Source organism: Veillonella sp. CAG:933, from assembly GCF_000431435.1.
In the GTDB taxonomy this organism is placed as follows: Bacteria; Bacillota; Negativicutes; order Veillonellales; family Veillonellaceae; genus Veillonella_A.
Map to the genome: position 1 here is coordinate 1 of NZ_HF986232.1, position 11,852 is coordinate 11,852.

Here is an 11,852-nt window from a genome sequence, read left to right on the forward strand (position 1 = left end):
CAGTTCTACTTCCGTACAACTGACGTAACCGGCGTTATCAACTTGCCAGAAGGTACTGAAATGTGTATGCCTGGTGATAACATCACTATGACTATTGAATTGATTACACCAATCGCTATTGAAGCTGGTCTTCGTTTCGCTATCCGCGAAGGTGGCCACACAGTAGGCGCCGGTGTTGTTACTGAAATTATCGAAGGATAATTAAGTAGTAAATGTAGGTCACAAACCTATACTTTGTGCAGCGCAGAGCGGCATTTGCATGCCGCTCTTGTGTTGTGTTTTTAAACTATGATATAGAAGGTTGCCTCTGCGGAGGAGAATTTCTATGGAGCAGTTCATTCATGAAATGAGCGACAGGAGGAAGTTATTCATGGCTAAACAGCAAAAAATTCGTATTCGTTTAAAATCATACGATCACAAAGCTCTTGATCAGAGCGCGGCAAAAATTGTTGACACTGCAAAACGCAACGGTGCATTAGTATCCGGTCCAATTCCATTGCCAACTGAAAAAAATATTTTTACAATTCTTCGTTCACCACATGTCAATAAAGACTCTCGTGAACAATTCGAAATGCGTACACATAAACGTTTAATCGATATTCTTGAATCAAATGCGAAAACAGTAGATGCTATCACCCGTCTTGAATTACCGGCTGGTGTGTCTATTGAAATAAAATTATAATAAGGAGGTGCGATTATGTCTAAAGCTATTTTGGGTAAAAAGTTAGGAATGACTCAGATCTTCACTGCTGAAGGTAAACTCGTTCCTGTCACTGTAGTGGAAGCAACCCCAAGCGTAGTAGTGCGCGTTAAAACTGTTGAATCCGACGGTTACGATGCAGTACAGCTCGGCTATGGCTCCATTAAAGAAAAACATTTAACTAAACCTGTAAAAGGCCAGTTCGACAAAGCCGGCGTAGCACCGGTTAAATATCTTCGCGAACTTCGCCTTGCTGAAGCAACTGATTACACAGTGGGCCAAACTCTGGCAGCTGATATCTTCGCAGAAGGTGAGTTGGTTGATGTTGTAGGTACAGGTAAAGGTAAAGGATTTGCGGGCACTATTAAGCGCCACAACTTCCATCGTGGTCCTGTAACTCACGGTTCCAAATCTCATCGTGAACCTGGTTCCATCGGTCCTATGATCTCCGGTGGCGGCGGTAAGGTATACAAAGGCAAGAAACTCCCTGGACAAATGGGTGGCGGCAGAGTTACCGTACAGCGCTTATCTGTAGTAAAAGTTGATGCAGACCGTAACTTACTTTTAGTTAAAGGTGGCATTCCGGGCGCTAAAGGCAGCCTAGTAATGGTTCGCAACACGGTGAAACCTGTTAAATAACATTGTCGAAAGGAGGATCTCTAATGCCAACAGTAACAAAATACAATATGTCCGGCGCTAAAGTCGGTGAAATACAGTTAAATGATGCAGTATTTGCAGTTGAAGTTAACGAAGCTGTTATGCATCAAGCCGTAGTTCGTCAGTTATCTAACGAACGTCTTGGCACTCACGCAACTAAAACGAGAGGTCTTGTTCGCGGCGGTGGTCGTAAACCTTGGAAACAAAAAGGTACCGGCCGTGCTCGTGTAGGCTCCACTCGTAGCCCCTTATGGGTTGGTGGTGGTACCGTATTCGGTCCACAACCTCGTAGCTATTACAAGGCAATGCCTCGTAAAGCTAGACGTCTTGCAGTTAAATCTGCTCTTAGCGATAAAGTAAACAACAACGAATTAATCGTATTGGACGAATTAACCTTAGCAGCTCCAAAAACGAAAGAAGTATTAAACATCCTTAACAACTTCAACGTAGGTGACGCTAAAGTATTATTTATCACCGAAGGTGATATTAATGTAGAACGTTCCGCTCGTAACATTCAAGGCGTTAAAGCTTTGGCTTGTGAAGGCGTGAACATTTTCGATCTTCTCCACTACGATAAGCTCTTCATTACTGAAGGTGCCGTAGCAAAGATTGAGGAGGTGCTCGCATAATGGAATTACGCGATGTTCTTATTCGTCCGATTATTACAGAAAAAACAACTCTGCTTATGGAAGAAGGCAAATACACGTTCCGTGTGCCTTTGACTGCAAACAAAGTGCAGATTCGTCAAGCTGTAGAAAAAATCTTCAACGTACAGGTAGAAAAAGTAGCTACCATTCGAGTTCTTGGTAAAGTAAAACGCATGGGCCGTACACAGGGTAAACGTAGCGATTACAAAAAAGCTATCGTAACTTTGAAGGCTGGCGAATCCATTGAATTCTTTGAAGGTGTTTAAGATAGTCTAGTAAGGAGGCCCCATAATGGCAATTAAATCATTCAAACCGTACTCCGCTGGTCGTCGGTTTATGACAGTATCTGCCTTCACTGAAATCACTGCAAGCAAACCTGAAAAGTCTTTGCTCGCTAAGGTTTCTCAGACAGGCGGTCGTAATAACACCGGTAAAATGACTGTACGTCACCAAGGTGGCGGTCACAAGCGTCAGTACCGTATTATTGACTTCAAACGTGTTAAAGATAATATCCCGGCTAAAGTAGCATCCATCGAATACGATCCTAACCGTAGTGCTCGTATTGCGTTGCTTAACTATGCCGATGGTGAAAAACGCTACATTCTTGCTCCACATGGCTTGAAAGTAGGCGACACTGTATATAGCGGTCCTGAATCCGATATTAAACCTGGTAACTGCTTACCATTACTCAACATTCCTTTGGGTACTCAAGTACACAACATCGAAATGAAAATCGGTAAAGGTGGCCAGATCGTTCGTTCCGCAGGTACTTCTGCTCAGCTTATGGCTAAAGAAGGTTCCTATGCATTACTTCGTTTACCATCCGGTGAACTTCGTCGTGTTCATATCAACTGCCGTGCAACCGTAGGTGTTGTAGGTAACATTGATCATGAAAACATTACAATCGGTAAAGCCGGTCGCCATCGTTGGATGGGCGTTCGTCCTGGCAACCGTGGTGTTGTAATGAACCCTTGTGACCATCCACATGGTGGTGGTGAAGGTAAGTCTCCTGTAGGTCGTAAACATCCTGTTACACCTTGGGGTAAACCGGCACATGGTGTTAAAACTCGCGACAAGAAAAAAGCTTCTAGCAGCTTGATTGTTAAACGTCGTACAAAATAGGATAGCAGGAAGGAGATAAGACAGTGTCCAGATCTATAAAAAAAGGCCCTTTCGTTGCAGCTTCGCTTGCAAAGAAAATTGATGCCTTAAATGAAACTAATGATAAGAAAGTTGTAAAAACCTGGTCTCGTGCCTCTACTATTATCCCTAACTTTGTAGGCCATACAATTGCTGTGCATGATGGTCGCAAACACGTACCTGTATTCGTTACAGAGGATATGGTAGGTCATAAATTAGGCGAATTCGCTCCAACTCGTACTTTCAAAGGTCACGTTAAGAGTGAAAAAACAACCGGTAAGAAATAATATAGGAGGAATTAGATAATGGAAGCAAAAGCAATCGCTAGACACGTGCGCATCGCGCCTCGTAAAATCCGTATTGTTGCTGACCTCGTGCGCGGCAAGAATATCGGCGAAGCATTTGCCATCTTGAAGTTCACTCCGAAAGTTGGCGCCGATGTAGTAGAAAAAGTAATGCGTTCCGCAATCGCAAATGCAGAACACAATTTTGATATGAATGTTGACAATCTTTATGTATCCGAAATCTTCGTTGATCAGGGTCCAACAATGAAACGCATTCATCCTCGTTCCCGTGGACAGGCTTTCAAAATTTTGAAACGCTCCAGCCACGTAACAGTAGTAGTTTCTGAAAGAGCTTAATAGAAGGAGGGAATATAGTGGGTCAGAAAGTTAATCCCCATGGTTTGCGTGTTGGTATCGTAAAAGATTGGGACGCAAAATGGTATGCTGATAAAGATTACGCTGCAAATCTTCACGAAGACGTTTTAATTCGTAACTTCTTGAAGAAAACCCTTTTCATTGCCGGTATTTCCCGCATTGAAATTGAGCGTATTAATAAACGTATTAAATTAACTATCCACACTGCAAAACCAGGTATGGTTATCGGTCGTGGTGGTGCAGGTATCGAAGATATCCGCAAAGCGTTAAAACGCTTCACTGATAAACAAATCGATGTAAACATCGCTGAAATTAAGCAAGCTGATATGGACTCCGTATTAGTTGCTGAAAACATTGCCAGCCAGTTGGAACGCCGTATCGGTTTCCGCCGTGCAATGAAACAAGCCGTAGGTCGCACAATGCGTCTTGGTGCAAAAGGTATTAAAATCATGGTTAGCGGTCGTTTAGGCGGCGCTGAAATCGCTCGTAGCGAATCCTACCGTGAAGGCAGTATCCCATTGCACACACTTCGTGCCAATATCGACTACGGTACTGCTGAAGCTCATACAACTTACGGTTGTATCGGCATCAAAGTATGGATCTACAAAGGTGAAGTATTGCCGGAGGCAAAACAAGCACCTGCTAAGAAGGAAGAAGGTGACAACTAATGCTTATTCCAAAGCGCGTAAAGCATCGTAAACAATTCCGCGGTCGTATGAAAGGTCGCGCAATGCGTGGTAACACAGTTGCTCACGGTGAATTCGGTTTAGTAGCATTAGAGCCATCTTGGATCACAAACCGTCAGATCGAAGCTGCTCGTATTGCTATGACTCGTTATATTAAACGTGGTGGTAAAGTTTGGATCAAAATTTTCCCAGACAAACCAATCACTGCTAAACCAGCTGGTACTCGTATGGGTTCCGGTAAAGGTTCGCCTGAATACTGGGTTGCTGTAGTAAAACCAGGTCGCGTAATGTTCGAAATGGACGGCGTATCTGAAGAAGTAGCTCGTGAAGCTATGCGATTGGCAGGTCATAAACTTCCAATCAAAACTAAGTTCGTTGTTAAGGGTAAAGAATTGGGTGGTGACGTAAATGAAGGTTAATGACATCCGTAACATGAGCGCTGCCGAAATGGAACAAAAAGTTTCCGGCCTTAAAGAAGAGTTGTTTAACCTCCGTTTTCAGCTCGCAACTGGTCAATTAGAAAATCCAATGCGTATTCGTGAAGTTAAGAAAACTATTGCGCGTATTAAAACAATTCAGCGTGAAGCTGCTCTTAAAGGAAACGCATAATAACAAATTTGTTTTGGATTGAAAAGGAGGCTAATGGTCGTGGCAGAAGAAAGAAATGTACGAAAAGTACGTGTAGGCAAAGTTGTAAGTAACAAAATGGACAAAACCATCGTTGTGTCCGTTGAACGTAAAGTGCCTCACGCTTTATATAACAAGCCAATGGTAACAAGCAAACGCTTTAAAGCTCATGATGAAAACAATGAGTGCCAAATTGGCGATACAGTTAAAATTGTAGAAACTCGTCCACTTTCCAAAGATAAACATTGGAGATTGGTTGAAATTATTGAAAAAGTAAAATAATACGTGATGTAAGGAGGAAATACGATGATCCAGCAACAAACAATTTTGAATGTTGCCGATAACACTGGCGCAAAACGTATTATGTGTATTCAAGTTTTGGGCGGTTCTTATCGCAAATTCGGCAATATCGGTGACGTAATCGTTGCTTCTGTAAAAGATGCATCACCCGGTGGCGTTGTCAAGAAAGGCGACGTAGTTAAAGCCGTTATTGTTCGTTCTAAAAAAGGTATCCGTCGTCAGGACGGTTCTTATATTCGTTTCGACGAAAATGCAGCAGTAGTAATTAAAGATGACAAGAGCCCACGTGGCACTCGTATTTTTGGACCGGTAGCTCGTGAGCTTCGTGAAAAAGACTTCATGAAAATCATCTCCCTTGCTCCGGAAGTATTATAAGAAGGAGGAACGCGACGATGTCCCAAACTAAACTTCTAGTAAAAAAAGGCGATACTGTTGTTGTTATCTCCGGTCGAGATAAAGGCAAACAAGGTGAAGTTATCGCAACTGAACCTAAGAAATCGCGCGTTTTCGTGAAAGGTGTTAACTTAGTAAAACGCCACACGAAACCAAGCCAGGCTAACCCTCAGGGCGGCATCATCACTAAGGAAGCTCCTATCCATGTTTCCAACGTAATGGTAATCGATCCTGAAACTAAACAGCCTACTCGTATCAAAAAAGTAGAACAAAATGGTAAATTCGTACGTGCGACTGTGAAAAGCGGTGCCGTACTCGATAAATAATAAGGGAAAGGAGGGCTTTTAACTAATGTCTCGTTTAAACGAAAAATATACTAGTGAAATTCGTCAGGCTTTACAGGAAAAATTCCAGTACAAAAACGTAATGGAAATTCCTAAATTGGAAAAAGTCGTTATCAATATTGGTGTTGGCGATGCAGTTGGTAATGCTAAAGCATTGGAAGCTGCCGTTAACGACCTCACTATTATCGCCGGTCAGAAACCGGTAATCACCAAAGCTAAGAAATCCATCGCTAACTTTAAAGTTCGTGAAGGCATGGCCTTAGGTACTAAGGTAACTCTTCGCGGCGAACGCATGTATGAGTTCTTAGACAAGTTGATCAACGTAGCTTTGCCACGTGTACGTGACTTCCGAGGTGTGAGTGCAACGGCTTTTGATGGCCGCGGTAACTATGCATTGGGTCTTAAAGAACAGCTCATCTTCCCTGAAATTGAATATGATCAGGTAGAACGTGTAACAGGTATGGATATCATCGTAGTTACAAGCGCTAAAACTGATGAAGAAGCGCGTGAGTTGTTGACTCTTTGTGGCATGCCTTTTGAAAAATAATTAGGAGGAACTTATAGATGGCTAAAAAATCTATGATTGAACGCGAAAAGAAACGTGCGAAAATCGTTGCTAAATATGCTGCTAAGCGCGAAGCTTTAAAAGCAGCCGGCGACTATGAAGCATTGGCACAATTGCCTGCAAATGCTTCTCCAACTCGTTTACATAATCGTTGCAACTTGACCGGTCGCCCTCATGGCTACATGCGTAAATTCGGTATTAGCCGTATTGCGTTCCGTGAACTTGCATACAAAGGACAGATTCCTGGCGTTAAAAAAGCCAGTTGGTAATTGGATTACGGGAGGAGGTTTTTAGAATATGGTAATGACCGATCCGATTGCGGATATGCTTACGCGCATCCGTAATGCAAATGCTGCTCTTCATGAATCCGTAGAGATTCCTGTATCTCGCATGAAGGCTGCCGTTCTTGAAATCCTTAAAGAAGAAGGGTTTGTAAAGAGCGTTGAAACCGTTGAAAACGGCAAACACACAGTTTTAAAAGTAACGTTAAAATATGGTTCCAATAACGAAAAAGTAATTACTGGAATTAAACGTATTTCCAAACCGGGATTACGTGTTTATGCGAAGAAGGAAGAACTCCCTCGCGTACTTGGTGGTTTAGGTATTGCAGTTATCTCCACATCTAAAGGCGTTATGAGCGACAAACAAGCTCGTAAAGAAGGTCTTGGTGGCGAAGTACTCGCATACGTATGGTAATCAGGCAATAGGAGGTAGAAATAATGTCACGTATCGGTAGAATGCCTATCGAGATCCCTGAAGGCGTTACAGTTAACTACGAAAACCACGTAATGACTGTTAAAGGCCCTAAAGGTGAATTATCTCGTGAATTGCATCCGGATATGATTATTACTGTGGAAGGTAACACAATCACAGTAGCTCGTCCGAGCGAAGATAAAGCACACCGTTCTTTACATGGCCTCACTCGAGCTCTTGTTGCTAACTTGGTAACAGGCGTTCATGATGGCTTTGCTAAAACATTGGAAATCAACGGTGTTGGTTACAGAGCGGCCAAACAAGGTAACAAATTAGTGCTTACCCTTGGTTTCTCTCATCCAGTAGAGATGGAAGCTCCTGCTGGTATTACCATTGATGTGCCGGCTCCTAACAAAATCATTGTTAGTGGTGCTGACAAAGAAGTGGTTGGTGCTGTAGCTGCTAATATTCGTAAATGGAGAGAACCAGAACCTTACAAAGGTAAAGGTATCCGTTATGAAGGCGAAGTTGTTCGTCGTAAAGCTGGTAAAGCTGGCGCTAAAGGCAAATAATATCAGTAGAATTTAGAAAGGAGTGAACATCTTGGCTCGTAAATCCACAAGAAATATTGCTCGAGCAAAACGTCATCTTCGTATTCGTCGTCACATTTCCGGTACGGCGCAATGCCCACGTTTGAACGTATTCCGTAGCCTTAGCAACATTTATGCACAGGTTATTGATGACGTAGCTGGTACTACTTTGGTAGCAGCAAGCTCATTAGATAAAGAATTAAACTTGAACTATGGTGGCAACACTGCTGCAGCTAAAGCTGTTGGTGAATTAGTTGCTAAACGTGCTATCGCAAAAGGCATCGAAACAGTAGTATTCGATCGCGGTGGTTACATCTATCATGGTCGTGTAGCGGCCCTTGCAGAAGGCGCTCGTGAAGCTGGCTTGAAATTCTAAGAAGGAGGAACTTTAGACATGGCGAGAATTGACTACACCAGTCTTGATCTTAAAGAAAGAGTAGTATTCATCAACCGCGTAGCCAAAGTAGTAAAAGGCGGTCGTCGTTTTTCCTTCAGCGCTTTAGTAGTTGTCGGTGATGGCAACGGTTACGTAGGCGTTGGCTTAGGTAAAGCGGCAGAAGTGCCTGAAGCAATTCGTAAAGGCATTGATGATGCTAAGAAAAATCTTATTCACGTTGTTATTAAAAACGGTACAATTCCTCACACTGTAACCGGTCGTTTCGGTGCAGGCAGCGTTTTCTTGAAACCGGCTGCAGAAGGTACCGGGGTTATCGCAGGTGGCCCTGTGCGTGCCGTATTGGAATTAGTAGGTGTTCGTAACATCCTTACGAAATCCCTTGGTTCTTCCAATCCTAACAACATGGTTCGCGCAACAATTGAAGGCTTGGCACAGTTAAAACGTGTTGAAGAAGTGGCAGCACTTCGCGGCAAAACTGTAGCTGAGATTTACGGCTAATAAGGGGGATTGACTGTAATGGCACAGGTAAAAATTACATTGACCAGAAGCTTAATCGGTCGCCCTGAAGATCAGCGCGCAACTGTAAAAGCTCTTGGCTTAAAGAAAACTAACTCTCAGGTAGTTAAAGAAGTTACACCTCAAATTCAGGGTATGCTTCACAAAGTTAGACATTTAGTTACTGTAGAAGAAGTATAATATAGATAAGGAGGTGCACTGAATGAAACTTCATGAATTAGCTCCAGCAGCAGGTTCTAAAAAGACACGCACTCGTCGTGGTCGTGGTCTTGGTTCCGGTCTTGGTAAAACCGCTGGCCGTGGTCAGAAAGGTCAAAACTCCCGTAGTGGTGGTGGCGTACGTTCCGGCTTCGAAGGTGGCCAGATGCCTCTTTATCGCCGTTTACCAAAACGTGGTTTCAAAAATGTGTTCGCTAAAGAATATGCGGAAGTTAATATTTCCCAACTTAACCGCTTCGAAGATGGTGCTACGGTTGATCCGGTAGCTCTTATCGAAATGGGCATTTTGAAAAACGTACGTGATGGTATTCGCATCCTTGGTAATGGCACGTTAGAAAAGAAATTAACAGTTATTGCTAATGGTTTTACTAAAACTGCCGAAGAAAAGATTGTAGCAGCAGGCGGAAAAGTAGAGGTGATCTAGGGTGCTAGAAGGCCTCTCGAACATCTTTAAAATAACAGAGCTACGCAATAAAGTAGCGTATACATTACTTATGTTTATCGTGTTTAGGGCAGGCGTTCATATCCCGGTCCCTGGCGTAGATGCCTCTGTTATTGAAAGCTTATTTACATCCGGCGGCTTATTTGGTCTCTTAGACTTATTCGCCGGTGGTGCGTTAAGTAAGTTCTCCATCTTTGCCATGAGTATTACCCCATACATTAATGCGTCGATTATTATGCAGCTCTTAACAGCGGTAGTACCGACCTTTGAACAGTGGAGTAAAGACGGCGAAGACGGACGTAAGAAAATTGCCAAAGTAACACGCTATGGCACCGTAATTCTTGGATTTGTCCAAGCTTTCGGTATGTCCTATGCGTTACGTGCTAATAGTGCACTTATTGACAACAGTTTCTTATCAGTTATTGTAACTGCCATCATCCTTACAGCAGGGACTTGTCTCCTCATGTGGATTGGTGAACAGATTACAGCATACGGCATTGGTAACGGTATTTCCCTTATCATCTTTGCCGGTATCGTAGCGCGTTTCCCATCCGGATTCAGCACTATCTACGAATATTTACAAGTAGGAACAATTAATATTTTCCAAGCAATATTATTTGCGATTATCGCTGTTGCAATGATCGTATTTGTAATTGCGGTAACACAAGGTCAACGTCGTATTCCGATTCAATACGCCAAACGCGTTGTTGGTCGTAAAATGTACGGTGGACACTCAACCTTCCTTCCTCTTAAGGTCAACCAGGCAGGTGTTATTCCAATTATCTTTGCGTCATCCGTTTTGATGTTCCCTGTGACGTTAGCTCAGTTTGTGCAGGTTGACTGGGTGAGAACACTGGCTAATTATTTCACATGGGGAACCCCATTGCAGACAGTATTATATGCTGTATTGATTTTTATTTTTACGTACTTCTATACAGCTATCTCAATTAACATTACGGATATGGCAGATAATATGAAAAAATACGGTGGATTTATCCCTGGCATTCGTCCGGGTAAACCTACTGCTGATTATGTAGATCGCGTAATGACTCGCATTACCTTCGCGGGCGCCTTATTCTTGGCTCTCGTTGCTATTTTACCTAACTTTATCGGTGGTATTACAGGCATCGAAGGTGTGTATTTTGGTGGTACAGCGTTACTTATCGTTGTCGGCGTTGCTTTAGATACAATGCAACAAGTTGAGTCTTTAGTTTTAACCCGTCACTATAAGGGCTTTGTTAAATAGGAGGAAAATAGCTATGTATATTTTGTTAATGGGACCTCCCGGTGCCGGTAAAGGTACTCAGGCTACTCGTTTAATCGATAAATATGGTATTCCTCAGATTTCAACCGGTGATATGTTCCGTGCAGCGGTAAAGGAATGTACCCCTCTTGGTCTTGAGGCTAAGAAATACATGGATGCGGGCCAACTCGTACCGGATAGTGTTACGGTTGGTATCGTACGTGAACGTCTTGCTAAAGATGATTGCAAAAACGGCTTCATCCTTGACGGTTTCCCACGTACGACCGCCCAAGCAGTATCATTAGATGCTATATTAAAAGAAATGGGAATTGTTCTTGATGCTGTAGTTAATCTCAACGTTCCTAACGATGAGTTAGTACGTCGCATCAGTGAACGAGCACGTCTTGAAAATCGTGACGATGATAAACCGGAAACAGTACAGAAACGTCTTGCTGTATACGACGAATCTACTAAGCCTTTAATTGATTACTATCGTAACAGTGGTTTATATGTAGAAATCAACGGATTACAGGATGTGGATGCAGTATTTACAGATATCATTAAAGCGTTGGAGAAATAATCAATGATTATTTTGAAATCGCAACATGAAATTGAGTATATCCGTCAGGCATGTAAACTCACTGCTGATACGTTAACAGAGCTTATCGCATTAGCTAAACCGGGTGTAACAACACTTGAGTTGGATCAATTTGCCGAAGAATATATTCGCAGCCACGGTGGTGAACCAAGCTGCAAAGGTTACTATGGGTATCCTGCAACAGTTTGCGCTTCTATCAACGATGAAGTGGTTCATGGTATTCCCAATGCTCATCGCAAGCTGAAGCACGGCGATATTATTAGTATCGACCTCGTGTCTTCAGTTAATGGGTATCATGGTGATTCCTGCGTAACCATTCCTATTGGGAAGGTCAAACCTCAAGTTATGAAACTTCTCAAGGTGACAGAAGAAAGCTTGTTCAAAGGTATTGAACAAGCAGTTGTCGGGAACAGAGTGGGGGACATTTCCCACGCTG

24 protein-coding genes and 1 pseudogene are annotated in these 11,852 nt (G+C 42.9%); all 25 read left to right on the forward strand.

The window, feature by feature from the left end:
* Positions 1-201, forward strand: a pseudogene (gene tuf / locus QZL64_RS11565) (elongation factor Tu); the annotation flags it as partial.
* A gap of 169 nt (positions 202-370) precedes the next feature.
* Positions 371-682 carry a 30S ribosomal protein S10 gene (gene rpsJ / locus QZL64_RS11570; protein WP_040770779.1) on the forward strand — a complete coding sequence of 104 codons (312 nt, stop codon included), beginning with the start codon at positions 371-373 and terminating at the stop codon, positions 680-682.
* Positions 683-697: 15 nt separating this feature from the next.
* Positions 698-1,339 (forward strand): 50S ribosomal protein L3, encoded by a 642-nt coding sequence (gene rplC, locus QZL64_RS11575; RefSeq protein WP_006555653.1) that lies wholly within the window; start codon positions 698-700, stop codon positions 1,337-1,339.
* A gap of 23 nt (positions 1,340-1,362) precedes the next feature.
* Positions 1,363-1,986: a 50S ribosomal protein L4 gene (gene rplD / locus QZL64_RS11580; protein WP_021842136.1), complete on the forward strand. Its 624-nt coding sequence runs from the start codon at positions 1,363-1,365 to the stop codon at positions 1,984-1,986.
* On the forward strand, positions 1,986-2,270 hold the full coding sequence (gene rplW / locus QZL64_RS11585; protein WP_006555655.1) for a 50S ribosomal protein L23: 285 nt from the start codon (positions 1,986-1,988) through the stop codon (positions 2,268-2,270). Before rplD ends, rplW begins: the two co-directional genes overlap by 1 nt.
* A 25-nt stretch (positions 2,271-2,295) precedes the next feature.
* Entirely contained in the window at positions 2,296-3,126 is an 831-nt protein-coding gene (rplB, locus tag QZL64_RS11590) for a 50S ribosomal protein L2 (RefSeq protein WP_021842137.1), read from the forward strand.
* Between the two features lie 23 nt (positions 3,127-3,149).
* A complete protein-coding gene (gene rpsS, locus QZL64_RS11595) occupies positions 3,150-3,431 on the forward strand; it encodes a 30S ribosomal protein S19 (protein WP_021842138.1) in 282 nt (93 codons plus the stop codon).
* Positions 3,432-3,449: 18 nt separating this feature from the next.
* Positions 3,450-3,785 (forward strand): 50S ribosomal protein L22, encoded by a 336-nt coding sequence (rplV, locus tag QZL64_RS11600; protein ID WP_006555658.1) that lies wholly within the window; start codon positions 3,450-3,452, stop codon positions 3,783-3,785.
* Between the two features lie 17 nt (positions 3,786-3,802).
* Entirely contained in the window at positions 3,803-4,471 is a 669-nt protein-coding gene (rpsC, locus tag QZL64_RS11605; protein WP_006555659.1) for a 30S ribosomal protein S3, read from the forward strand.
* A complete protein-coding gene (gene rplP / locus QZL64_RS11610; RefSeq protein WP_006555660.1) occupies positions 4,471-4,908 on the forward strand; it encodes a 50S ribosomal protein L16 in 438 nt (145 codons plus the stop codon). The genes rpsC and rplP overlap by 1 nt, the downstream gene beginning before the upstream one ends.
* Complete coding sequence (gene rpmC / locus QZL64_RS11615) at positions 4,898-5,098, forward strand: 50S ribosomal protein L29 (protein ID WP_006555661.1); 201 nt, start codon at positions 4,898-4,900, stop codon at positions 5,096-5,098. Before rplP ends, rpmC begins: the two co-directional genes overlap by 11 nt.
* Positions 5,099-5,137: 39 nt before the next feature.
* Entirely contained in the window at positions 5,138-5,398 is a 261-nt protein-coding gene (gene rpsQ / locus QZL64_RS11620) for a 30S ribosomal protein S17 (RefSeq protein ID WP_277600414.1), read from the forward strand.
* Positions 5,399-5,422: 24 nt separating this feature from the next.
* On the forward strand, positions 5,423-5,791 hold the full coding sequence (gene rplN, locus QZL64_RS11625) for a 50S ribosomal protein L14 (protein WP_006555663.1): 369 nt from the start codon (positions 5,423-5,425) through the stop codon (positions 5,789-5,791).
* A gap of 17 nt (positions 5,792-5,808) precedes the next feature.
* Positions 5,809-6,135: a 50S ribosomal protein L24 gene (gene rplX / locus QZL64_RS11630; protein ID WP_021842140.1), complete on the forward strand. Its 327-nt coding sequence runs from the start codon at positions 5,809-5,811 to the stop codon at positions 6,133-6,135.
* A 25-nt stretch (positions 6,136-6,160) separates the two neighbouring features.
* Positions 6,161-6,700, forward strand: coding sequence for a 50S ribosomal protein L5 (rplE, locus tag QZL64_RS11635; RefSeq protein WP_006555665.1), 540 nt, complete (start codon positions 6,161-6,163; stop codon positions 6,698-6,700).
* Between the two features lie 17 nt (positions 6,701-6,717).
* Positions 6,718-6,987 carry a 30S ribosomal protein S14 gene (gene rpsN / locus QZL64_RS11640; RefSeq protein WP_006555666.1) on the forward strand — a complete coding sequence of 90 codons (270 nt, stop codon included), beginning with the start codon at positions 6,718-6,720 and terminating at the stop codon, positions 6,985-6,987.
* Positions 6,988-7,015: 28 nt separating this feature from the next.
* Entirely contained in the window at positions 7,016-7,414 is a 399-nt protein-coding gene (gene rpsH, locus QZL64_RS11645) for a 30S ribosomal protein S8 (RefSeq protein ID WP_006555667.1), read from the forward strand.
* A 23-nt stretch (positions 7,415-7,437) separates the two neighbouring features.
* Entirely contained in the window at positions 7,438-7,983 is a 546-nt protein-coding gene (gene rplF, locus QZL64_RS11650) for a 50S ribosomal protein L6 (RefSeq protein WP_021842141.1), read from the forward strand.
* 22 nt (positions 7,984-8,005) lie between these two features.
* On the forward strand, positions 8,006-8,377 hold the full coding sequence (gene rplR / locus QZL64_RS11655; RefSeq protein ID WP_438873617.1) for a 50S ribosomal protein L18: 372 nt from the start codon (positions 8,006-8,008) through the stop codon (positions 8,375-8,377).
* Positions 8,378-8,395: 18 nt separating this feature from the next.
* A complete protein-coding gene (rpsE, locus tag QZL64_RS11660) occupies positions 8,396-8,896 on the forward strand; it encodes a 30S ribosomal protein S5 (protein WP_021842143.1) in 501 nt (166 codons plus the stop codon).
* Positions 8,897-8,914: 18 nt separating this feature from the next.
* On the forward strand, positions 8,915-9,094 hold the full coding sequence (gene rpmD / locus QZL64_RS11665) for a 50S ribosomal protein L30 (RefSeq protein ID WP_006555671.1): 180 nt from the start codon (positions 8,915-8,917) through the stop codon (positions 9,092-9,094).
* A 22-nt stretch (positions 9,095-9,116) separates the two neighbouring features.
* On the forward strand, positions 9,117-9,557 hold the full coding sequence (gene rplO / locus QZL64_RS11670; protein ID WP_006555672.1) for a 50S ribosomal protein L15: 441 nt from the start codon (positions 9,117-9,119) through the stop codon (positions 9,555-9,557).
* 1 nt (position 9,558) lies between these two features.
* Positions 9,559-10,821 carry a preprotein translocase subunit SecY gene (secY, locus tag QZL64_RS11675; protein WP_021842144.1) on the forward strand — a complete coding sequence of 421 codons (1,263 nt, stop codon included), beginning with the start codon at positions 9,559-9,561 and terminating at the stop codon, positions 10,819-10,821.
* 13 nt (positions 10,822-10,834) lie between these two features.
* Positions 10,835-11,398: an adenylate kinase gene (locus QZL64_RS11680; protein ID WP_021842145.1), complete on the forward strand. Its 564-nt coding sequence runs from the start codon at positions 10,835-10,837 to the stop codon at positions 11,396-11,398.
* A 3-nt stretch (positions 11,399-11,401) separates the two neighbouring features.
* A partial coding sequence (locus QZL64_RS11685) for a type I methionyl aminopeptidase (RefSeq protein WP_296309596.1) occupies positions 11,402-11,852 on the forward strand: 451 nt, incomplete at its 3' end.